Annotated in this window: 19 protein-coding genes; 14 read left to right on the top strand and 5 right to left on the bottom strand. The window is 60.2% G+C overall.

Translation table 11 applies throughout. The annotated features are described in order from the left end of the window. The 3 genes from LJE63_04135 to tnpA all read left to right on the top strand — a co-directional run. The coding region (locus tag LJE63_04135) for an IS1380 family transposase (GenBank protein MCG6905792.1) at positions 1-245 on the top strand (245 nt) is incomplete at its 5' end. A 32-nt stretch (positions 246-277) separates the two neighbouring features. After that, positions 278-484, top strand: coding sequence for a hypothetical protein (locus tag LJE63_04130; protein MCG6905791.1), 207 nt, complete (start codon positions 278-280; stop codon positions 482-484). A 116-nt stretch (positions 485-600) separates the two neighbouring features. Continuing rightward, on the top strand, positions 601-1,032 hold the full coding sequence (tnpA, locus tag LJE63_04125; GenBank protein MCG6905790.1) for an IS200/IS605 family transposase: 432 nt from the start codon (positions 601-603) through the stop codon (positions 1,030-1,032). A 37-nt stretch (positions 1,033-1,069) separates the two neighbouring features. Here tnpA and LJE63_04120 read toward each other — a convergent pair whose 3' ends face one another. The 4 genes from LJE63_04120 to LJE63_04105 form a co-directional block, all read right to left on the bottom strand. Further along, positions 1,070-2,830: a cobalamin-dependent protein gene (locus LJE63_04120; GenBank protein ID MCG6905789.1), complete on the bottom strand. Its 1,761-nt coding sequence runs from the start codon at positions 2,828-2,830 to the stop codon at positions 1,070-1,072. Positions 2,831-3,106: 276 nt separating this feature from the next. Further along, a complete protein-coding gene (locus LJE63_04115) occupies positions 3,107-4,645 on the bottom strand; it encodes a response regulator (protein MCG6905788.1) in 1,539 nt (512 codons plus the stop codon). A 12-nt stretch (positions 4,646-4,657) separates the two neighbouring features. After that, a complete protein-coding gene (locus tag LJE63_04110; protein ID MCG6905787.1) occupies positions 4,658-6,862 on the bottom strand; it encodes a response regulator in 2,205 nt (734 codons plus the stop codon). Between the two features lie 2 nt (positions 6,863-6,864). Next, positions 6,865-7,716 carry an HDOD domain-containing protein gene (locus LJE63_04105; GenBank protein ID MCG6905786.1) on the bottom strand — a complete coding sequence of 284 codons (852 nt, stop codon included), beginning with the start codon at positions 7,714-7,716 and terminating at the stop codon, positions 6,865-6,867. A 516-nt stretch (positions 7,717-8,232) separates the two neighbouring features. Here LJE63_04105 and crcB point away from each other — a divergent pair. Genes crcB through LJE63_04090 form a run of 3 tightly spaced genes read left to right on the top strand, consistent with a single transcriptional unit; the run spans position 8,233 to position 11,062 of the window. Then, on the top strand, positions 8,233-8,703 hold the full coding sequence (crcB, locus tag LJE63_04100; GenBank protein ID MCG6905785.1) for a fluoride efflux transporter CrcB: 471 nt from the start codon (positions 8,233-8,235) through the stop codon (positions 8,701-8,703). Positions 8,704-8,712: 9 nt separating this feature from the next. After that, complete coding sequence (locus LJE63_04095) at positions 8,713-10,023, top strand: DUF190 domain-containing protein (GenBank protein MCG6905784.1); 1,311 nt, start codon at positions 8,713-8,715, stop codon at positions 10,021-10,023. After that, on the top strand, positions 10,010-11,062 hold the full coding sequence (locus LJE63_04090; GenBank protein ID MCG6905783.1) for a galactose-1-phosphate uridylyltransferase: 1,053 nt from the start codon (positions 10,010-10,012) through the stop codon (positions 11,060-11,062). Before LJE63_04095 ends, LJE63_04090 begins: the two co-directional genes overlap by 14 nt. A gap of 170 nt (positions 11,063-11,232) precedes the next feature. Here the strand turns inward: LJE63_04090 and LJE63_04085 are convergent, their stop codons facing one another. Then, on the bottom strand, positions 11,233-12,273 hold the full coding sequence (locus LJE63_04085) for a DUF2860 domain-containing protein (protein ID MCG6905782.1): 1,041 nt from the start codon (positions 12,271-12,273) through the stop codon (positions 11,233-11,235). Between the two features lie 242 nt (positions 12,274-12,515). On the opposite strand from LJE63_04085, the gene LJE63_04080 reads away from it, so the two are divergent. The 8 genes from LJE63_04080 to LJE63_04045 all read left to right on the top strand — a co-directional run. Further along, the gene (locus LJE63_04080) at positions 12,516-12,917 is read left to right on the top strand and encodes a hypothetical protein (protein ID MCG6905781.1); all 402 of its coding nucleotides are present in this window, start codon (positions 12,516-12,518) and stop codon (positions 12,915-12,917) included. Between the two features lie 5 nt (positions 12,918-12,922). After that, positions 12,923-14,233, top strand: coding sequence for a cytochrome b N-terminal domain-containing protein (locus tag LJE63_04075; protein ID MCG6905780.1), 1,311 nt, complete (start codon positions 12,923-12,925; stop codon positions 14,231-14,233). A 24-nt stretch (positions 14,234-14,257) separates the two neighbouring features. After that, positions 14,258-14,806, top strand: a complete 549-nt coding sequence (locus LJE63_04070; protein ID MCG6905779.1) for a Rieske 2Fe-2S domain-containing protein — start codon at positions 14,258-14,260, stop codon at positions 14,804-14,806. After that, entirely contained in the window at positions 14,803-17,121 is a 2,319-nt protein-coding gene (locus tag LJE63_04065) for a tetratricopeptide repeat protein (GenBank protein MCG6905778.1), read from the top strand. Before LJE63_04070 ends, LJE63_04065 begins: the two co-directional genes overlap by 4 nt. Before the next feature lie 14 nt (positions 17,122-17,135). Beyond that, positions 17,136-19,055: a hypothetical protein gene (locus LJE63_04060; GenBank protein MCG6905777.1), complete on the top strand. Its 1,920-nt coding sequence runs from the start codon at positions 17,136-17,138 to the stop codon at positions 19,053-19,055. Continuing rightward, the gene (locus LJE63_04055; protein MCG6905776.1) at positions 19,045-19,698 is read left to right on the top strand and encodes a response regulator; all 654 of its coding nucleotides are present in this window, start codon (positions 19,045-19,047) and stop codon (positions 19,696-19,698) included. The genes LJE63_04060 and LJE63_04055 overlap by 11 nt, the downstream gene beginning before the upstream one ends. A gap of 276 nt (positions 19,699-19,974) precedes the next feature. Further along, positions 19,975-20,577 carry a hypothetical protein gene (locus tag LJE63_04050; protein ID MCG6905775.1) on the top strand — a complete coding sequence of 201 codons (603 nt, stop codon included), beginning with the start codon at positions 19,975-19,977 and terminating at the stop codon, positions 20,575-20,577. 136 nt (positions 20,578-20,713) lie between these two features. Then, a partial coding sequence (locus LJE63_04045) for a haloacid dehalogenase-like hydrolase (GenBank protein ID MCG6905774.1) occupies positions 20,714-21,424 on the top strand: 711 nt, incomplete at its 3' end.

Raw genomic sequence — 21,424 nt, 5'->3', positions numbered from 1 at the left:
GAATCGGCACCATTCATCAGCTGGCCGCGCGCAGTGGCCTGATCGAGGAGATCAACACGCGCATTGACCTTCTCAAAAGGCATCTGCCGTATCACGAATCGGATCGCATCCTGAACATGGCCTGCAGTTATCTGGCCGGCGGAAGCTGCTTGCAAGATATCGAACTGCTACGAAACGACACGGCCTGGCTTAACGCTTTGGGTGCTGAAATCATCCCGATCCCACCACGGCAGGCGATTTTCTGAGACGCTTCAAAGGGGATGACATCTGCGAATTTATGGATATTAAAAACACGGTGCAAAGCAACATCTGGGGAAAGCAGTCCGAAGTGTTCCGAGGTGAAGCCACCATCAACGTGGATGGCACCATCAGCGCCACTATTGGTGAGTGCAAACAGAGTATGGAAATTTCCTACAACGGCCAGTGGGGATACCACCCGCTGGTCATTTCACTTCACAATACCCGCGAGCCGCTTTTTATTTAGCTGTAGAAAACCATGCCCTTTGGGCATGGTCAGAGTTCAAAGGCTTTGCCATTTGAACGGCTCACTGCTACCTCGATGCTGAGTTGTCCCCACAGCATCAGCTAAAGGAGATAGCAATGAGCCGATTCAGAAAACTATCACACACAATTTGGCACTGCCAATACCATATTGTTTGGGTTCCCAAATATCGTCATCGGATATTGACGGGAAACGTTGGGCACGAAGTGGGCAATTGCATTAGGGCGTTTTCCCAGCAAAAGCAAATAGAGATTGCGGAAATGAATATTCAACCGGACCATGTGCATGTGCTGGTGATGATTCCTCCCAAGGTTTCGGTATCGGATTATTGCGGAATGGTAAAAGGCCGTTCAGCGATCCGGGTGTTCAACAAGTTCAAAGAATTGAAAAAACGTCCATATTGGGGAAACCATTTTTGGGCCGAAGGTTATTGTGTAGATACAGTCGGTTTGGATTCCGAGATGATTCGTAAATATGTCAAGTACCAAGAAGTCCGAGAACGACGTTTTGAACAAAGAAGGCTGTTTTAGGGGTGGATCCTTTATTCAAGTGAATTTTTTATCCGCCTTAAGGCCGCAAAGACGCACCCGAAACGGTTCGCGTGACCGCCAGACCTTTCAGAGCAGCGCTCTGCGAAAATTGCCGGATACTTGCGCCCTTCGCTTTGGCGAGCGCTCGGGCCGCCCGATTTTTTTCGTAAAATGACGGCGTCTCGTAGGTCCAGCCGTTTTCCAGGCGCCGGTTTTCGCGTTTCAACGTGAAACTCAGGTAGCTGCCGATCACCGCCGCGGCCAGTCTGGTTCCGATTCCGAACTCGGCGTAGATTTCCCTCAAAACCCGGTTGATGCGGGCCGGCAGGGGGCCATCTGTGCGGTACCAGTGCGCCATGGCCCAAAGGGCGCCGGCGTAGGTTGTCTTCAAGGGGGCCGCCTCGCGGGCGAAACGCGCGCGGATGCGCTTGTCGGGGTGGGTCTTGTAGCGCTGCCAGCCTGTGAGCAGGGTCCGGATCAGGCGGAACAGGCTGGGGCCGTTGGTTTTGAAATCCCGCTGGAAAGCCTCGGCCAGAAAGGCTTCTTCCTGACCGTCAGGGATGTGTTTGTGGCGGTAGTTGAACCGGTACTGCCCGTGGGCGTCGGCGTAGGGAAAGACCGACAGGTCGTGCAGGGTGCCGGCTTTTTTGTGGGCTTCGTAGAGGGGTGTCCCCGGGTTGGGGGTGTAGAGCATGAACTGGTGAAAGACCGCGTCATGGGCGATGGCGTGCGCGATGACGGCGTCCATGTTATCGGGGGTGTGGTTTTCCAGGCCGATGATGGAAGAGCCCAGCACCCGAATGCCGTGGGATTGCAGCGTGCTGACCAGCTCACGGGTGTCGACGCCGGCCAGTTTCTGGTAACGGCTCTCTTCGCCCTCAAGCCCCATCCAGACCCAGGCGATCCCCAGCCCCACCAGCTGCGCGATGGTGTAGGATTTCAACACCCGGGCGGAACTGAACACATACAGCGCCCAGCTTTTCGCGTGGGTTTGCATCAGTTCCAGCAGTCGCAGGGCGCGCTTGCGGTGGTAGAGGAAATTTTCATCCATGATGAAAAAGGATTGAACGTCGAGTTTCCGCTCCAGGCGGCGCATCACCTCAAAGAGTTCGTCACCGGTTTCATAGAAGTTAATGGACTTGCCCTTGCCGCCGAACAGGGCGGAGGTCGAACAGAAATTGCACCCCAGAGGACATCCCACCGATGGGATCACGATCGCCGCGGTGTCGCCGGGCTTGTCGTGCAGGGTGTGCCCCATCACCCGCGACCCGTAGCCCGAGTAGGCTTCGATATGGCGGACGGGGGCATTCGGATCCTGCCCCAAGAAGGACCGGAACCAGCGGATTCCTTCCCCTTTGACGATTTGGTCGGCATCGATCAGGGCTTCGATGGCGGGCGTGTTGGCGATGTGCCCCCCCACCACCACGGTCGCCCGGGGCAATACCTTGCGCACCAGGGCGCACATTTTCTGAACCTTGCCCAGGTTGGGGATGATCCCGCTGATGCCCACGATGTCGTAGGCGCATTTCCGGAGTTCCTCCTCAAAACGCTCCAGGGACGGAAAGTCCAGCAGGGTGCAGGGGGCGTCGATATTCTCCTGGATCATCATCAACCCGAAAGAGCGGTGAAACATCCGCAGCGAGAAAGGCCCCTGAAATCGGGTGACCTGGTTCTGGTAGAGTTCCATGGGGTTGATCTTGCGGCTGCCGAAGGCGTCGTCCTGGGCATAGGGCCCGAAAACACTGGAAAGCAGAATGTTCGCCCGGGTGCCGAGCGGGTGTAAAGGCATTGGGTGCATGTGGTTTCTCCCGAATTTTGACGGTTCCGCAAAAAATCCAATTTCTGCGTTGCGCCGCATCTCGAATTCGCTGCGGCGCACAGAAGTGCGCCTCACGCCGCTGAGACTTGCGCGCCGTAACTTGGAGCTTTTTTCGAAACCGTCTGGATTTTGACTTTTTTCCGGTTCATCAATTTTCGTGAGTTTGAATCAAGGCTCGTACAAAGGAGGGAGAAACACAAGCACGGGCGGGGCAGGTGACAATTGTTTTACAGAGCGGGGTCTTTTCGGGCCGGCCTAATCCCCGATTGCCGGCAGATACACCCGGACGCAGGTGCCCCGGCCATAGTGGGATTCCACCGCTATCCCGCCGCCGTGATTTTTCACGATACCGTAAACGGCGGCCATGCCCAGTCCGCGGCCCTGGAATTTATCACTGAAAAAGGGCTCGAAAAGCCGTTGCCGTGTGGCCGCGTCCATGCCCTTGCCAGTGTCGGTGATGGCCACGCTGACGTAGCGCCCCGACATTAAATCGGGCAAATGGGATTTGAGCGGATCGTCGAGGATTTCGTTTCGGGTCACAATCCGTATTTGACCGGTTTCCGGGATGGCCTCAACCGCGTTGGCCACGATGGCGGCAATGGCCATCTGCAACTGGGTGGCATCGGCTTCCACCCGCGCAACATCCTGCGCCAGATCCAGTTGGACCAGAACCGTCGCGGGGATGGTTTTCTCTATCAGCTTGAGGGTTTCTTCGATTAAGGAGTTGAAGCAAGCGGGCTCGGGGAGATAGTTACCTCCGCCGGCATAGGCCAGCAGTTGTCGCGTCAACGCCTGCATCCGATCCATAGCCGTGTGGATGATCGCGATGGGCGCTTTGTCGCCTGCAAAATTCATTTCCAACAAATCCACGCCACCGGTGATGACCTGCAGCGCATTGTTGAATTGATGCGCGATGCCGCCGGCCAAAACGCCGATGGCCTCCATTTTCTGGGCTTGCTGCAGGCGCTCCTGAAGCTGTTTGCGGTGGGTGATGTCGCGCACGATGGTCAGGATGGTCGAACTGTCCTGATCCTCCACCCAAATAAGATCCAGTGAAACCTGGCGCTGGTTTACGGTCGCCGGCGACTCTTCGGGAACGTGCTGGGGGGCGTCGGTACGGGATTTTTCCAGAAGGCGTTCCACACGCTCGCGATCCGCGCCCGCAAAAAAGGAGCTTAACTTTGAGGAGAGCAAAGTTTCTTCGGGCACCCCCATCAAGCGGGCCCCGGCAGGGTTGGCGTAAACGATCTCGAATCTCTGGTTGAGCTCCAGAATGCCTTCCTGCATATGGTTCAAGGTCGCCTGGAAATGCCGCCGCGAGGAGAGCAGCTCCCGGGTGATGGCGCGCTCGTGCAGGTCCTCATGACCGATGACCTTGCCCTTCAGGCTGTGGGCTTTTCCCGAGGCCAGCTGGTCGAGCACCTTCTTGATGTGCCGGCCCATTTTCTTGAAGGGGCCTTTGGCGATGCAGCAGTCGGCCCCGTAAGTTGAAATCCGGGCTTTTTCCTCGGTGGCGATGGCGGAGAGAATCACGAGAAACGTATGCACAAGCTCCGGCCGCTGGCGGATGATGCGGCAAAGCTTGTCCCCGCCGATATTGGGCATCACCAGGTCGACAAAAATGACGTCGGGGACAAAGCCTTTAAGGGCATCCAGGGCCTCGATGCCATCCGCGGCCGTCATCACCCGATGCCCAAGTTTCTCCAGAAAAAGGGTCATAAACGAGATGACCAGCGGGTGATTGTCCACCACCAATATATTTTTTGCGCCTTTGTCTGTTGTGGTTTTAAGCATCCGGCTCACACTTTAGGAGTTGACGCACACCCATTTGGACACCATCGCCAGCACGATCTCCTTTTTGATCGGCTTGGTGACGAAGTCGTTCATCCCGGCGTTCAGACATTTTTCCCGGTCGCCTTTCATCGCGTTGGCCGTCATGGCAACGATCGGAATTTCATCGAAACCGCTTTCCCTGATCCTGCGGGTGGCCTCCAACCCGTCCACCTCGGGCATTTGGACATCCATGAAGATCAAATCGATCCGGTCCGAAGACGCCAGGAATTTGTCAAGCACCTCCCGGCCGTTTTGGGCGAGCGTCACCCGGTGGCCGGCTTTGGTGAGCATCAGGGCGGCCAGTTTCTGGTTCACCGGGTTGTCCTCGGCCAGCAGAACCTGGGCTGAAAGCGGTTTCTGGGGGCTGGCGTTCAAACCACCCTCAACCGGCGCCATGCGGAGGCAACTGCCTGTGGCCGTCTCGCCTGCCGCACCGCCCAACAAACCGGCCAGAACCTCGATCAGCGTGTTTCGGCGAACCGGTTTTGGCAGGACCGCGTCATAGCCGGCACCTTTGATTGCGTGCGCCGCGTTTGTTTTGGCGGTCAGCGTCCCCAGCAGAGGGATCCTCCTTTCAGGACCCAGGCAGCTGTTGAGGGCGTCGGCGATTTCAGACCCGTTTTTAAAATCCACGATACAGGCATCAAACCCGTCCCCGGCCGCGGCGGCCGCTTTCAGCGCCGTCCGGGCTTCCGCCACGTTTCGCACCGCCATCAGCCGCATGCCGGAGGATTGCAGCAGCTGCGAGAGGATGGCGGCCTGGGTGGGGTGATCGCTGGCGATCAAAATATTTTTGCCTGCAATTGACGCAGTCAGCGTCGGGTTTTTCTGGCTGCCGGCGGTTTTCCCCAGCCAGGCGCTGAAGTGAAAGACGCTGCCCCCCGGGGCGCCCCTTTCGGCCCACACGTCGCCGTGCATCAAATTGGCGATCTGCTTGCAAATGGAGAGCCCCAGGCCCGTGCCGCCATGGGTTCGGGTGGTTTTGCCATCGGCCTGTTCAAAGGGGCAGAAGATGGCGGACAGCCGGTCCGGCGGAATGCCGATACCGGTGTCGATGACCTTGGCATGCAGCTTGACGCGGGTTTCGCTTTCCTCTTCCAGATCCAGAGTGAGCAGAATTTCGCCGGTTTCGGTGAATTTTGCGGCATTGCCCATGAGGTTGATCAGGACCTGCCGAAAGCGGGAGGGGTCGCCCTTGACTTGCGCGGGCAGACGGGCGCCCACCTGGCAGAGGAGCGCGACCCTCTCGGGGTCGACTTTGGGTCGAATCAGGTCGCAGACGTCATAGACGCAAAGCTCCGGGTCAAAGTCGATATTTTCGAAATCCAGTTTACCAGCCTCGATTTTGGAAAAATCGAGGATATCGTTGATGAGCGACAACAGCCCGTCGCCGCTGCGCTTGACGGTTTGGACATAATCCAGCTGATGCTTGTCCAGTTCGGTTTCCAGCAGCAGGTCGGTGAACCCGATGATGCCGTTTAGGGGGGTTCTGATTTCATGGCTCATGTTGGCCAGGAATTCCCCTTTGGCGATACTCGCCACCTGGGCTTTTTGGGTCATTTCGCTGGCCCTGGCGATGGCCGCTTCAAGCTGACGGTTGGTATCCCGAAGCTCGGCCGTGCGCCGGGAGATATCGTGCTCCAGGCGCTGTGAATACTCTTTTTCGCGCTCCTGGATGAGTTGATAGCCGCGTTGGGTTTCCTCGAGAATTTCCCGATAGCGGGTTTCCTGGACCTGGGTTTTGCGGGTGAACTGATTTTTCAGGACGCGGTAAAAAGCGCGTTCCATGGAAAGCGCGCGCTGGGATAGGAACAGCTTGATGCACAGGCTGACCAAGGCGGCGGGATCGGTCGCCGTTCCATCGGCCGCCTTATCTGCCGCGCCCAGATCAAAAAACAAGACGGCATCCAAGGCCTCCAGCGGGGCGGCGCAAACCTCCCGTCCAGCGCAAGCGGGGTGGCGGAGCAGGCGGGTCTGGTTTTCTTTGAGCTTGCCCAGCACCTGCCCGCGGATGTCATCGGCCAAGTCCAACCCATCCCCGACCGGAGCCTTTTGGCCATCGCCAAAGACCACCTGAAAGCGTCCCTTGGGGACATGCTCCTGCAAAAGGCGCAAAAGCGGCCTGAATGTTTGCTCCGGGCAGGCCGCATCTTTGAAGATGTCATCCAGGGGTTCCATCGTTACTCCGCCGGCACCGCGTAAAGATCTTTTGCCTTGGCCATTTCATCCGGCAAATCTCTTGCCAACGTTTTATACTCTTCAATGTTGTCATGAATGTGGGTGATCAAGGCCGGTGAAAGGGTGGCGGTCATTCCGGGAAGGGCCGCATAATTGATCCTTGAGACCATGTATTCGGCAAGCTGCACGGTGCCGGTAACACTTTCCGGAGAGACCGCCGTCAAGGTCTTGTGGTGATCGCGGATTGCCTCGCGCACCGCCAGGGGAAGCTTCCAGTCGGCGGCCAACAGGAAACCCACCTTGCTGTGGTCGGTGCCAACGGTGTCATTTTCAAGTTGAATTAATGGGGCGCTCTCGGGTGTATAAGCCCCGCAGGCCTGAAAAAACAAATCCGGTGCCACCTGGGCTTCCACGATCATGCCGATGTCATGGAGGATGCCGCACAAAAACGCATCCTCACCCATTTGACCGAAAATGCGCTCGGAGATCATCTGGCTGCAAATGCTGACCGCCGCACAGTGCAGCCACAAATGATGCCGGTTGAAAACGCCCTCCCGATCCCCTTTTTTGAAAATGTCCTTGAGCGCTTCGATCACCACCAGGTTGCGCAGGTTCTTCATCCCGATGAAAATCACGGCCCTGGCGATGCTGTTGGCCTTTTCGCTCAGGGCGTAGTAGGGGCTGTTGACCAGGCGCAGCAACCGCAGCACCAGCGTGGGGTCAAGGCGGATGATTTCCTCGAGGTCCTTGACGGTGCAGGTGTCCTCGGAGATCACCCGGGACAGACGAATGGCAACGTGGGGCAGTGTTTTCAAGGCCTGAAAGCGCTTCAAGAGTTCTTGCGCTGTCGCCATCGGCACGCTCTCCTTCCAATGGGCTGCCCGAGTGATTTGGGACCGGTCGCTGCGAATGCTGGGCCATGCCGCCAGCTGCTCACGAATCCCCGGGCAGGTACTAAGGCATCCAATTTGCCGTTTTTTTGAGTTTTATCGGCTAATTTTAAAAAAAAGATAGGCGCTTTTTCGTGGTGCCGTCTGGAGACATTGCCAAGACGCGGTAAAAACAAACGGAATCGAGGCTCTGAGATTCACGGGGAAAATCAAACAGAAGGCATTACAGCCGAATTGCGGGTTGTTTTTTAAGATGTCCGATGATAGAAATCGGGACATATTTTGGGGATGGAGTCCCCCTGATAAACCGCCCGGGTCGGGCTGATGACTCCTGCCGCGCGTGAAGTCCGGTGGGGTCTAAAATGATGGACCCGCTGGCGGTTTTTTCGTCTTTTCCGCCGGTATCAGACTTGGGGCCCAGGGAAAGCCGCCGGCGGCTTAAACCATGTTCATTTCGTTGTTGCCGGAAATCGGGGGCCGATGGGAGAGGGGCTTGAACTCCTGATTGCGTTGAACACCGCGGCCGCGGATGTTTTCTACGCCATAGCGGAGGACTTCCGCAGATCGCTGCTGCTGCTTAAAAAGCCGGTGCTGGTGATGTGCGGCGGTAGCCTGGGGGCCGCGAGCCGCTACGGCATCGGTTTGCTGGCGGCCAGGATCTGGGGTACAAGTTTTCCCTGGGGGACGCTGATCGTCAACCTCGCGGGCTGTTTCTTCATCGGTCTGGTATTCGGCCTGGCGGATTCCGTCCGCTTTCTGACCCCGGACATGCGGCTGCTGCTGGTCACCGGCTACCTGGGCGCGCTGACGACCTTCTCGACTTTTTGTCTGGAAACCGCCGCTGCCGCCCGTGCCGGCTTGCGGCTGCAGCCTTTGACCAATATCCTGATCAACAACACGGGCGGCCTGGCGCTGACCTTTTTGGGAATCTGGCTGGGAGGCCTGGGATAGGGGACCGTGATGTTGCATTACAAAGCCATCGAAATTTTCACCAGCGAGGCGGCGCGCTGCCATAAAACGCCACTGGTGGATGCCGTTATCCAGCATGTCCGCGAGCTCAAAATCGCGGCGCGCTGCATCGTCACCCGCGGTATCGCCGGGTGCTACGAAAGCGGTGAGGTGGCGACCACCCGCGTGGAGGTCCTTTCCTTCAACCAGCCGGTTCGGATTTATATCGTCGTTCCGGCCGCGGAGGCCGACCGGGTGCTGGACGGTCTGAATGGCATGGTCGGCGAGGGCATCATCGCCCTGAGTGATTTGAATGTCGTCAGCTACCGGGCGCCCAACACCTTTTTCCCCCGGCAGCTCAGGGTACGCGATGTGATGACGCCTGACCCCCAAAGGGTCGCGGCCAGCGCCGCCCTGAACGAGGTGGTGCGGGTCCTGCTCTCCTCGATCTTCACCGGGTTGCCGGTGGTCGACGCGCAAAATCGGCCCATCGGCGTGATCACACAGGGGGACCTGATCACTCGCGGCGGCCTGCCCCTGCGCCTGGGTTTGCTGGCGGCATCCGACGAGAAGCGCCGCGATTTGGCCCTGGCGTCGCTGGCCTCCCGGCAGGCCGCCGCGATCATGACGGCCCCGGCCGTCACCATTGTCGATGACCGACCACTGGCGGAGGCCGTGGAACGGATGCTGGACAAAGGCGTCAAGCGGCTGCCGGTGGTGGATCGCACCGGCCGTCTGGCGGGGATGCTGTCGCGGATCGACATCTTCCGCACGGTGATGCGCGAGGCCCCCGACTGGAACGCCTTTCACGCCCAAAAAATCGAGGTCGCCCGGTTGAAACGCGTGGGGGACATCCTGCGCCGGGATACTCAGACCGTCTCCCCCGACACCCCGCTGGATGAAGTCATCCGAGTCATCGATCACAACGACATCCAGCGGGTTGTCGTGGTCGATGACCGGGGCAAACTGCTGGGGCTCATCTCCGACGGTGATCTGCTGCGCTTCTTCAAGCCCGAACAGGAGGGGATCTGGCATCTGCTGGCCAAGGTCAAACACCCCTTCCAGCAGGACGCCTGCCGCGGCGACCTGCAGCGCTGTCTGCTGGAGACCAGGGCCGCCGCGGTCATGACCACCGATCTGGTCACGGTGCGTGAAGAGATGCTGATCGAAGAGGCCATCGGACTGATGGTCGAAAAGGCGCTCAAGCGCCTGCCGGTGGTCGACGACGACGGGCGCTTCAAGGGCATGGTCAGCCGGGACTCGTTGCTGCGCAGCGGCTTCGGCGAATCCGCCTCAAAGGAAAACGTCCATGCTGGCGTTTAAACAGGAGACATTTCACGCCCGCATCATCCTGCCCACCGGGGAAGCAGCTGATCGCCCCATCGAGATCCGCACCAGCCCGATCACCGGCCGGACCTGCAGGATCACCTACAGCCGCGCCGAGGAAAACGAGCCGGGAACGGCGACCCTGCCGGCACCGCCGCCGTTTGCCGCCGAGCGCGAGTCTTGCCCTTTCTGCCGCGCCCGGCTGGCCAGAGACACCCCGCAGCTGGCGCCCGCCCTCTGCCCCGAGGGGCGCATGACCCGCGGGACCTCCACCCTTTTCCCCAACCTCTTTCCCTACGGCCGCTATTCGGCGGTGAGCCTCTTCGACGACGCGCACTTCGTCGAGATCGGCACGGCCCGCCTGCAATCCTACGTGGACAGCCTGCTGAACTGCCGGGACTACCTCTTGCGGGTCCTGGCCCATGACCCGGCGGCCGTCTACATGGCCATCACCCAGAACCACCTGCCGTCGGCCGGCGGATCGCTCCTGCACCCCCATTTGCAGGTCCAGGCCGACCGCTTGCCGGCCAACCACCAACGGTTTTTGCAGGCCCGGACGGCCGCATACCGCCGGCGGTTCGGCAGGCCGCTCTTCAGCGACTACCTCGAACTGGAAAAACAGGATGGCCGGCGGCTGATCGGCGCCACCGGCGCCTGGCACTGGCTGGCCGCTTTTGCCCCCGAAGGCTTTTTTGAAATCTGGGGGATCCTGCCCGCGGTCACCACCCTGTGCGGCACCACCGATTCGCACTGGCGGGACCTGGCCGCGGGCATTCTGTGCGGCCAGAAATTCTACCGCAGCCTCGGCCGCAACGGCTACAACCTCGGGCTGCTGCTGCTGGAAGACGGGTCGGCGGACCTGGAGCTGCGGGCAGTCCTCAGCGTTCGCGGCAACTACGCCCCCTGGGTGCGCAGCGATTTCTCCGGCTTCGAGGTGATGCTGGGCGACATGGCCACCTTTTCCGCACCGGAGCAAACCGCCGAGTGGGCGCGGGCGTTTTGGCCGGAATCAACCGCTCTTAATACCGGTTCTTGAACGAAGGCCGCATTTACCGACCGGGGCGCTATTTTCTGTCGGGGGAACGAGCAGGCGGGCACATGGCGGGGAAAGTGCTGGCGCACCTGTGCCGGGTAACCATCATGGTCTAGCCCGGCACAGGCGGCAATAGGATCGCAACCGAAAGCGGCCCTGAGGGTCTCAGGGGGTCATTTCCACTGGAATGCCATACCGACCAAGCCGAGTGCGATCTGCTGGTTGTAGAAATCGATGTTGGAGTCGGCCGCCCCGTAGGCGCCGGTCACGAAGAAACGCGCCGGTTGGCTGCCAAGAAGTGACCAGCCCCAGGGGTTGGTGTAATAGACCGCGGCAGAGGCGCCGTAGAGGTCGTCATCGCGGGATTTGCCGAAGACCGGGTTGCGCTTGTCGTAGTCGGCCTGACCGAAGTAGCCGTTGAGCACCAGGCTGACCGGATCCAGGGCATAGATATAGGTCAGCTGCAGGTTGTAGCCGGTGTTCGCCATGGCCTCGCCGTCCCGGTCGTCATAGTTCATACCGATTTGAGGTCTCAACTTGTGATGGTCGCCGAACTCGAAGAGGTAGCCGATCGATGCCCGGTGCACGGCGCCGTTGCGGTCCAGGCGGTTCCGTTCGGCGTTGGTCAGCTCGGCGATGGAATTGCCGCTGCTCTCGTTGGTGATGTCCACCTTCCGGTAGACGTACTCCAGTTCCAGGTTGGATCCCAAAAACTTGTCCCACACTAGCTGGCCCCCGATGTTTTGGCGGCCGGTGTCGTCCCGGTTGCGACCCGTCAGGTAGGGGTCCCGCCAGACCTTGACGTTTCCGCTGAACAGCAGACCGGCCTGGAACACGCCGAGGGAGCCGATGTCCTGCTTCACGGCCAGCTGCTGGGCGGTGTCGAAGGAGAGCAGGTCCCCCACCTCGGTGCCCAGAAACACCTCGGTGCGGCTGTTGGCGAAGGTGTACGCGAGCTTGAAGGGGACCGTGAAGAGGGCGGTCGACTCGGAGTCCGGTTCGTCATCCAGGCTGTCGATGCGTTGATCGGACAAGTCGAAGCTTAGGATCTTGGCCACCGTGTTGCTCTCGATGCTCATATACCCCACCCCCGGCTGAATGTAGCCGCTGAAACCGGGCTGCTGGGGGATGGGGTCCAGCGCCGATGCCGGGGAGCCGCCGAGGATCACCACCAGGGCAAAAACCAAACTGCAAAAACCGACTCTGAATTTCATCAACACCTCCTTCCTTGAAGCGATTGCTTTGTTTTTGGTTGCTAAATAGTGGGGGGCTTGTCAAGCTTGTATTTGCTGCCGGCAAGATCGTGAAGCGGTCGGTCTAAGGGTTTTTGGCTAACCGCGGTCCATGAATACCTTTTTCTACCCTCATTTGCAATACGGAAAGTCTATGCGTGCTTTTTTATTGATCAGCCGAGGCAGTATGCTAAACTCCACGTGCAAACTTGAGGGAGGTGATCATGCGTGTGCAGACATTTTGGACGGCGTTCCCGCTTGCGTGCATACTGGCCTGCGGGTTTTTTCTGGGCAGCCTGTCCTTTGCCCAGCAAGCGCCTGAGTTCGCGGTGCTGAAAGGTCGATGGGTCCGACCCGACGGCGGCTACGTCATCGAAATCAGGGGAGTGGATGTAGGCGGACGGATGCAAGCTGCCTATTACAATCCAAAGCCGATCACGGTGTCCCGAGCGGAAGCGACCCGCCTGGGTGCGGCGGTCGCCGTTTTTATCGAGCTGCGTGCCCCCGGCTACCCCGGATCGACCTACACCCTGGTCCATGACCCGAAAAGCGACCGGCTCCAGGGAATCTATCACCACGCCGGGCTGCAGGAAGACTTCGAAGTGGTATTTGTCAGAGGCAAATGAAACGGGTGCCCCCTGCAACGGAAAAGCGCTATAAGACTCTCAACCCGTTGGGCACCCTGGTCTTGCATTTCAGGCCGCGCAGGGTTCCGGAAAGGACCCTGCGTTTCACCCTGACCTGGGGTCTGGGCGGCATGGCGGCCGTTCTGGTGCTGCTCCAGTTGTTCAGCGGGACCCTGCTGAAATTCGCCTACGGGCCGCTCCCCACCCAGGCTTACGAGTCGCTGGTGCGCCTTCAGGAGGGCTTCCTGTTCGGGCGGCTGGTGCGCAACATGCATTTCTGGAGCGCCAACCTGCTGGTCGTCGTGGTCTGCCTGCACGGCCTGCGGGTTTTTTTCAGCGGCGGCTTTCACCCCCCCCGCCGGCTGAACTGGGTGGTTGGACTGAGCCTTTTCATTCTCCTGCTGCTATCCAACCTCACCGGCTACCTCCTCCCCTGGGACCAGCTGGCCTATTGGGCCACCACCATCTGCGTCGGCGTGCTGGAATACATCCCGCTGGTGGGCAGCCGGCTGCAGCAGGTCGTACTCGGCGGCCCCCAGATCGGCCCGGCCACCCTGCGCAATTTCTTCGCCCTGCACACCGCCGTTTTTCCCGCCCTGATCGTCATGCTGATGGCGTTTCACTTCTGGCGGGTGCGCAAGGCCGGCGGGCTGGTGATCCCCCGCGCCCCGGCCGAGGAGCCGGAGGAAAAGCCGGCCATGGTCCCGACCCAGCCGGACCTCCTGCTGCGGGAGGCGGCCATGGCCCTGGCGGTCATCGCCGGCGTGCTGGTTCTGTCGCTCATCTTCGATGCCCCCATGGGACAGCCGGCCAACCCCGGCCTCAGCCCCAACCCGACCAAGGCCCCCTGGTATTTTGCGGGCATTCAGGAACTGCTGGTGCACTTCCACCCGAGTTTTGCACTGTTGATCACCGCTGCCCTGGTGTTCGGTCTCTTTTGTCTGCCCTACCTTGATTACGCCGAGGCCCCGGCCGGTGTCTGGTTTGCATCGGCCACCGGCCGGCGCACCGCGCTTATCGCCGCTGCGGCGGCTGCGTTGGCCACCCTGCTGGTTGTCGCTTTGGATGAATACGCGCTTGATACTTCGACCATGCTGCCCAATCTGCACCCGGCCGTCAGTCTCGGGCTGCTGCCGACGGTTCTCCTGGCTGCAGCCCTCGCCGGGCTTTACGCTGTGATGGTGAAGAAGTTTCAGGCCACGCGCCTGGAGGCGGTCCAGGCCGTTTTTGTTTTTCTGGCGGTGGGGTGGGTGCTGTTGACCGTCACCTGCGTGTTTTTCAGGGGGCAGGGCATGAAGCTGCGCTGGCCCTTTTGACCAGCGGGGAGGGAAAAATTTCGAATGAAGCCATCCAAGACCCGGACACCCGGAGCCCGAAAGTCCCAGGAGATGCCGGCGGCGGTTACCCGCCGCGGCTTTCTCAACGGTCTGTGGGCGGTTTTGGGCCTGGCGGCGCTGGCCGAATTCCTGTGGCTGGCCGTCTCCTTTCTGCGGCCGGCCAAACCCGGCAGGACCGAAAGCCAGGCCGACGCCGTCGTTACAGCGGGAGCGCTGGCAACCTTCGCGCCCGGAACCGTCACCGCGTTTCAAAACGGGGCCTTCTACCTGGTGCGACTGGAGGACGGGGGGTTGCTGGCGCTTTCCTGCAAGTGCACCCATCTGGGGTGCACCGTGCCGTGGGTTGAAAAGGAGAAGAAGTTTCTGTGCCCGTGTCACGCATCGGCCTTCGACATCACCGGCAGCGTGATCAGCTCACCGGCCGCGCGCCCGCTGGACACCTTCACGGTGACCGTTGAGAACAACATCGTCAAGGTCGACACCGGGCGCAGGTTCAAGCGCAGCGGCTTCGATTCCGGGCAGCCGGTATACCCCCCCAAGGCAAGATCGTGACGTCATCGGCCATGTTTCGCTGGAAACTCACAGGCATCATCGCAACCGCGCTTATCGTCCTGGCGGTACCGATCGCCGTCGTGCAGCACCATTTGCGCCGGTTGGACCCGGATCTCCCAAAGCCGGGCGCTGACGCCGCGTTTGTGGGCAGCGAGCGATGCCGCGTCTGTCATCAACCTGAATACGAATTGTGGAAAGACTCCAACCACTATCACGCCATGGAGGTCGCCACCGAGGCCAGCGTGCGCGGCGATTTCAACGACGCCACCTTCGAACACGCCGGTGTCGCATCGCGCTTCTATCGCCAGGATGGCAAATTCTTCGTTCACACCCAGGGCCCGGAAGGGCGGATGGGGGATTTCGAGGTCACCCACACCTTCGGTTGGACCCCCCTCCAGCAGTACCTGATCCCATTTCCCGGCGGCCGGATGCAGTGCCTGCCCATCGCCTGGGATGTGGAAGCCGGGCGCTGGTATCATCTCTACCCCGACCAGGCGCTGAATCCAGAGGACTGGCTCTACTGGACCAACGCGGCCCAGAACTGGAACGGGATGTGCGCGGCGTGCCACTCCACCAACCTCAAAAAGAACTACAACGTCCGAACCGCCACCTACCAGACAACCTGGTCCGACATCAACGTCGGCTGCGAGGCCTGCCACGGCCCCGGGTCGCGGCATGTGAAGTGGGCCGAGCTTCCTGAGCTGGCCCGGCCGCCGGTGGAAAATTACGATCTCCCGGTGCGCACCTCCCAGCTGAAGTCCCGTGAGGCCGTTGAACTCTGCGCCCCGTGCCACTCCCGCCGGGCGATCCTGGGGGATTACACCCACATCGAGCCCGACCTGCTGGACGTGATGCTGCCGAGCCTGCTCACCGAAGATCTCTATTTTTCAGACGGCCAGATCCTGGAAGAGGTCTATGTCTACGGCTCCTTCACCCAGAGCAAGATGTACGCGCGAGACGTGCGCTGCAGCGACTGTCACAACGTCCACAGCATCAAGCGCGTGAAGGAGGGCAACGGCCTGTGCCTGCAGTGCCATCGGGCGAGCGACTACGACACTTACCAGCACCATTTCCACAAGAAGACCGGTGAAAAGGGAGACCCCATCACCGCCGCCGACGGCCGGGTGCTCTTCGAGGTTGGCAGCGGGGCCGAGTGCGTCCAGTGCCACATGCCCGGGCGCTTCTACATGGGGATCCACTACCGGCTGGATCACAGCATTCGGGTCCCCCGCCCGGATCTCAGCGTCAAGTTCGGCGTGCCGGATGCCTGCATCCGCTGTCACATCGACAAAACCAGCCGCTGGGCCGACGACACCATCACCAAGTGGTACGGACCAGGGCGCAGCGCCCACTACGGCGAGGTCATCCAGGCCGGCCGCGACCGGCAGCCGGGCGCAGCAGCCGGCCTGATCCGACTGGCCGGAGACCCGCTCTACCCGGTTATCGCGCGCGCGACGGCGTTGGAGCTGCTGGCCGCCTATCCCGGCAAAGACGTCGCCGCAGCCCTGGAGCGGGCGCTGATGGATGACGAGGCCCTGATCCGCCGAACGGCCGCGGCCCATTTGCCGGCCGCCGAGCCCCACCGCCGCGTGCGCCTGATCGCGCCCCTGCTCTATGACCCGGTCAAGGCCGTGCGCGTAGAGGCCGCCGCCCGATTGGCGGGACCGAGCGAGTTGCTGGCCGATGACCAGCGCCGCGTGTACGAGAAAACCCTCCAGGAGTATGTCGCCGCCATGGCGTACTCGGGGGATTTCGCCTTCGGCCGTTTCAACCTCGGAAACCTCTACGCCACCCTCGGCCAGCCGCAGCGAGCCGTCGAAAACTTTAAGGCGGCCATCCAAATCGACGACCAGTCCTATCCGGCCAAGGTCAACCTGGCGATGCTCTATGCCCAAATGGGCCGCAACGGCGACGCCGAAACCCTGCTGCGCGAGGTCGTCACGGCCTTTCCGGAACTCTATGACGTGCAGTATTCACTGGGGCTGCTGCTGGCCGAGGAGAAGAAATATCTTGAGGCCGAAACCCATTTGGCGACCGCCGCCCGCGGCATTCCCGATGGCCCCCGGGTGCACTTCAACCTCGGACTTCTCTACGATTACCTGGGCAAAGGCCAGCAGGCCGAAGCGGCCCTGAGCCGCGCCGTCGCGCTGGAGTCCAACAACCTGGACTATCTCCAGGCCCTCGCCCGGCACTACCTCAAGCGGGGGGATATTGCGGCTGCCGAAAGGGTCGCCGACCAGATGATCGCGCATCACCCCGAAGACCGAAATGCGCTGGCGTTGAAGGAGTTCATCAGGGGAAAGAAGGAAAACTAGAAAGGGTTTCCGGCATGCGCCTTCAAACCAAGCGCGGCGTGCTCACAGGCCTCGCCTTTGCCTGTCTATTGGCCGTCTTAAGTTGGATGCTCCATGCCCGTATCAGTCACGCTGCGGATGCCAAAAAAGTTCTGGTTGTCTTCCCCGAAGATGCCTGGTCCGCCCCGGCCTACCAGACGATCTTCGAGGCGATAAAATCCGTCTTTGACAAGGGTGGCCCCTTGCAAGTCACGCTTTTGGGTGAATGCCTCGACCTGTATCTTTTTCCCGGAGCAGAAAAAGAGCGGTCGCTGGTGGGGTTTTTGCGAGAAAAATATGCCGGCATGAAATTCGATCTGCTCATACCGGTAGCGAACTCCAGCCTCGATTTCATCAAGCGCCACCGGGACAGCCTCTTTTCCGGAACACCCATTGTCTACTGCAAAGGCGTGGCGGTCGGAGAAAAGGGCTTGGAGCACCGCAGCGACACTACCGGCACTGCGGTAACCTGTGATATCGCCGGCACCATCGAACTCGCGCGCGTGCTTCGGCCCGGGCTGAAACGGATTGCCGTCATCGCCGGTACCGGGCTGGTGGACAGATTCCTGCTGTCGACTTTCCATGATGCCTTCAAGAATTACCGGGGAAAACTGGAATTGATCGACCTGGCCGGTCTGCCCATGGACGCCCTGCTCACACGGGTTTCCGGGCTGCCGGAGGCAACGGCTATTTTTTACCTCAGCCTGAGCAGAGACGGTACCGGACGGATATTTTCCTCGGCGGCTACCCAGCAACTGGTCTCACAAGCCGCCAACGCGCCGCTCTTCAACCTCATCGACACGGCCCTGGGCTACGGAAGCGTCGGCGGTCGCATGACGCAACTTGAAGCCCTGGGGAGAAAAAGCGGGGAGATCGCCCAACGGGTGCTTTCCGGAACGAGCGTCGCCGCGATCGCTCCCGAGGTGATCAGCCACAACCCGGCCATGTTGGACTGGCGCGAATTGAAACGCTGGGGCATCGACGAGAGCCTGCTGCCGCCGGGAAGCATCGTGCGCTTCAGGGAAACCTCCCCCTGGGAAATCTATCGCTGGTGGGTGATCGGGGCCTTCGCATTCATTTGCCTGCAGACCTTGCTGATCGCCGTTTTGGTCAACGCCCTGATCAAACGCAAGCAGGCGGACGCGCAGGCATCCCGGCTCCATCAGCAACTGACCCATATGTCCCGCGTCTCGACGGTGGGGCAGCTTGGCCAGAGCCTGGCCCATGAGATCAACCAGCCGCTGGCGGCGATCCGGGTGAATGCCGAGGTGGCCCAGACGCTTTTGGCGGAAACCCACCCCGACCTGACGGAGGTGAGGGCTGCGCTCGGGGATATCGTGGCGGACAACAAGCGGGCGCAGGAGGTGATCGTCGGCGTTCGCCACCTGGTTAAGAACACCCCCCCGGCGCCTACCCGAATCGGTCTCAACCAGGTGGCGACCGACGCCGTAGAGGTGATGCAGGCCGATGCGGCCTCCAAGGGGGTGGCCGTCCAGCTGAGGCTCCAAGCAGATCTACCTGCGGTGGACGGGGACAGCGTGCAACTTCAGCAGGTGGTCCTCAACCTTCTTCTCAACGCGGTGGAGGCGGTGAGTCAAAACCTGTCCCCGCCCCGGATCGTAACGGTCCGAACGGCCGCGGAAGCCGAAGGGCGAACCGTCAGTCTGAGCGTTGCGGACAACGGTCCAGGAATCGAACCCGAGACCGCCGAGAGGCTTTTTGAGGCCTTTTTCACCACCAAACCGCAGGGACTGGGTCTGGGGCTATCCATCTGCCGCTCGATTGCCGAGGCCCACGGCGGTGCTTTAAGCTACGCTTCCACCCCGGGTAAAGGCGCAGAATTTCGATTGTGCCTGCCGGCCGGGGCGGCCGAAAAAGAGCGGCACGCGCCGGGAGGACCCAATCATGGCGGATGAAATCGCCGCTGAAGTCATTATCGTGGACGACGACCCTTCCATCCAGCGCGCGCTCAACAGACTGTTAAGGGTCCACGGCTTCACGAGACGGATCTTCAGCAATGCGCAGGAGTTTTTCGCCGACACGAAACCAGCCCCCACTGTCGGCTGCATGCTGCTGGATGTCAACATGCCCGGTCTGAGCGGGCTGGAATTGCAAGCCGAGCTTCAACGGCGGGGGTTTCGCCTGCCGATCGTTTTTCTCACCGCCCACGGCACCGTGCCCACCAGCGTTCAAGCCATGAAACTCGGGGCGATGGATTTTCTGCAAAAGCCTTTCGACAGCCAGGCCCTGATCGCGATCATTCGCAAAGCGGTCGAGCGGAGTCGTCAACAATCCGCGGAAGCGCAAAAATGCCGGGAGCTGGAGCGAAGATTTGCCTCGCTAACACCTCGTGAACAGGATGTTTTTCAGCTTGTCGTCAAGGGGCTGCTGAACAAGCAGATCGCCTTCGAGTTGGGGATCGTGGAAAAGACGGTAAAAGTCCATCGGGCACGGGTGATGGAAAAAATGCAAGCCGATTCCCTGGCCGAGCTGGTCAACATGTCTGCAACGCTGAGACTGCCTCCCTGCAATTCCTCGATTTTGTCTTCGCCCAGGTAATTTCCGCTTATAGAAAAGGTTTAATCCCTTCGAAGGTGAGTTTCCGCGGTTGCTGCATTTCTCCATTGGACCAAAGTCCAATGGACGGCTTTATTTTAAAGCCTTATAAAGTGTTTATGCCTAAACACTGATTTGAGCTCCCCAAAGAAAACTGGGCGCGGCTGGTTGGGAATGGAACTGCATCGATGTTCGGTCTCGCATCCCTTTCTCCCACTTTTTTGGATGTTCGTTCCAACTTGCCGCTAAACCCCAAATTAGGATGAAAGGAGTATCGCCATGAAAAATCCATATTTTTCGCTCGCCGTTTTCATTTTGGCCGCTTTTGCGGCCGGTTGGCTGTATCCCGGGCACAAGATGCCGGAGTTGGTGCCCAGCGCAGTGGCCGCTGGCGAGCCCAAGGTGTTGGAGGAGAACATAAAAGAGGTGACGGCCACGGTGGAATCCGTCGACCTGGCGACCCGTATGGTCACCCTCAAGGGCCCGGAAGGCAAGCTGATGGAATTTCGGGCAGGTGAAGAAGTCAAGAACCTGCCCCAGGTGAAAGTGGGCGATCAGGTGATCATGACCTACTACGAGTCGATTGCAGCGCAAATCCTCATGCCCGGAACCGATCCGGGTGCAGCCGCCCAGCAGGTGGTTGCCACCGCCAAACCGGGTGAAAAGCCCGCCGGCGCGGCGGCTCAGCAAGTTACGGTGACCGCGACGATCGAGGCGATCGACGAGAACAAGCAATACGTGACGCTGAAAGGCCCGGAAGGAAAAAGCACAGCGGTGAAGGTTCGGGATCCAAAGAACCTGGAAGGGGTGAAGGTGGGAGATACAGTGATGATCACCTACACCGAAGCTCTGGCGGTATCGGTGGAGCCGGCCGGAAAGTGAGCCCGGTAAAAGGTGAATCAGGCAGGCAGAAGACTTCGGTACCCGACGGTCAGTCAAGAAAGGTGCTGCGCCGACTTTGGCTGGCCGCCCGTGCCGAACGCCGGTTGCCTTTCAATCATCAAGGAGAACTGACGCGATGAAAATGAAATTCGTAAAATTCTGTGTTCTGGTCTTCGCCTTGGGGTTTTTCTGGGGCAGTTTGGCCATCGCCCAGGCCCCGGATCCGCTGCCATCCTGGAACGACGGCCAATCCAAGCAGGCCATCCTGGCCTTCGTGGAAAAGGTGACCAGCTCGGGTTCGCCTGACTTCGTTCCGGTACCCGAGCGCATCGCGACCTTCGACAACGACGGCACCCTCTGGGCGGAGCAGCCGATGTATTTTCAGCTGGCATTCGCTCTGGATCGCGTGAAGGCCCTTGCACCCGAGCACCCGGAGTGGCAGGGCAAGGAGCCTTTCGCCTCGTTGCTCAAGGGCGATCTGAAGGGCGCACTCGCGGGCGGCGAAAAGGCCATTCTCGAGATTGTCATGGCCACGCATGCGGGCATGACCACCGAGGAGTTCGAACAAATCGTAACGGAGTGGATCGCATCCGCCAAGCACCCCAAGACGGGAAAGCTTTACACGGAGATGGTGTATCAGCCGATGCTCGAACTGCTGGCCTATCTTCGCGCAAACGGCTTCAAGACCTTCATCGTGTCGGGCGGCGGTATCGAGTTCATGCGGCCCTGGACCGAGAAAGTCTACGGCATCCCCCCCGAACAGGTCGTCGGCAGCAGCATCAAAACGAAGTACGAGCTGCGCGACGGCAAGCCTGTCCTTGCCCGCCTGCCGGAGCTGAACTTCATC

The sequence above is a fragment of the Desulfobacteraceae bacterium genome (genome assembly GCA_022340425.1).
In the GTDB taxonomy this organism is placed as follows: domain Bacteria; phylum Desulfobacterota; class Desulfobacteria; order Desulfobacterales; family JAABRJ01; genus JAABRJ01.
Note: the sequence above shows the minus strand (reverse complement) of the source record. Positions and strands in the feature narration are given on the sequence as shown.

Coding starts and splice junctions, on each gene's coding strand:
- LJE63_04130 (MCG6905791.1), top strand. CDS start 278: ATGGATATTAAAAACACGGTGCAAAGCAACATCTGGGGAAAGCAGTCC.
- tnpA (MCG6905790.1), top strand. CDS start 601: ATGAGCCGATTCAGAAAACTATCACACACAATTTGGCACTGCCAATAC.
- LJE63_04120 (MCG6905789.1), bottom strand. CDS start 2,830: ATGCACCCAATGCCTTTACACCCGCTCGGCACCCGGGCGAACATTCTG.
- LJE63_04115 (MCG6905788.1), bottom strand. CDS start 4,645: ATGCTTAAAACCACAACAGACAAAGGCGCAAAAAATATATTGGTGGTG.
- LJE63_04110 (MCG6905787.1), bottom strand. CDS start 6,862: ATGGAACCCCTGGATGACATCTTCAAAGATGCGGCCTGCCCGGAGCAA.
- LJE63_04105 (MCG6905786.1), bottom strand. CDS start 7,716: ATGGCGACAGCGCAAGAACTCTTGAAGCGCTTTCAGGCCTTGAAAACA.
- crcB (MCG6905785.1), top strand. CDS start 8,233: ATGGGAGAGGGGCTTGAACTCCTGATTGCGTTGAACACCGCGGCCGCG.
- LJE63_04095 (MCG6905784.1), top strand. CDS start 8,713: ATGTTGCATTACAAAGCCATCGAAATTTTCACCAGCGAGGCGGCGCGC.
- LJE63_04090 (MCG6905783.1), top strand. CDS start 10,010: ATGCTGGCGTTTAAACAGGAGACATTTCACGCCCGCATCATCCTGCCC.
- LJE63_04085 (MCG6905782.1), bottom strand. CDS start 12,273: ATGAAATTCAGAGTCGGTTTTTGCAGTTTGGTTTTTGCCCTGGTGGTG.
- LJE63_04080 (MCG6905781.1), top strand. CDS start 12,516: ATGCGTGTGCAGACATTTTGGACGGCGTTCCCGCTTGCGTGCATACTG.
- LJE63_04070 (MCG6905779.1), top strand. CDS start 14,258: ATGAAGCCATCCAAGACCCGGACACCCGGAGCCCGAAAGTCCCAGGAG.
- LJE63_04060 (MCG6905777.1), top strand. CDS start 17,136: ATGCGCCTTCAAACCAAGCGCGGCGTGCTCACAGGCCTCGCCTTTGCC.
- LJE63_04055 (MCG6905776.1), top strand. CDS start 19,045: ATGGCGGATGAAATCGCCGCTGAAGTCATTATCGTGGACGACGACCCT.
- LJE63_04050 (MCG6905775.1), top strand. CDS start 19,975: ATGAAAAATCCATATTTTTCGCTCGCCGTTTTCATTTTGGCCGCTTTT.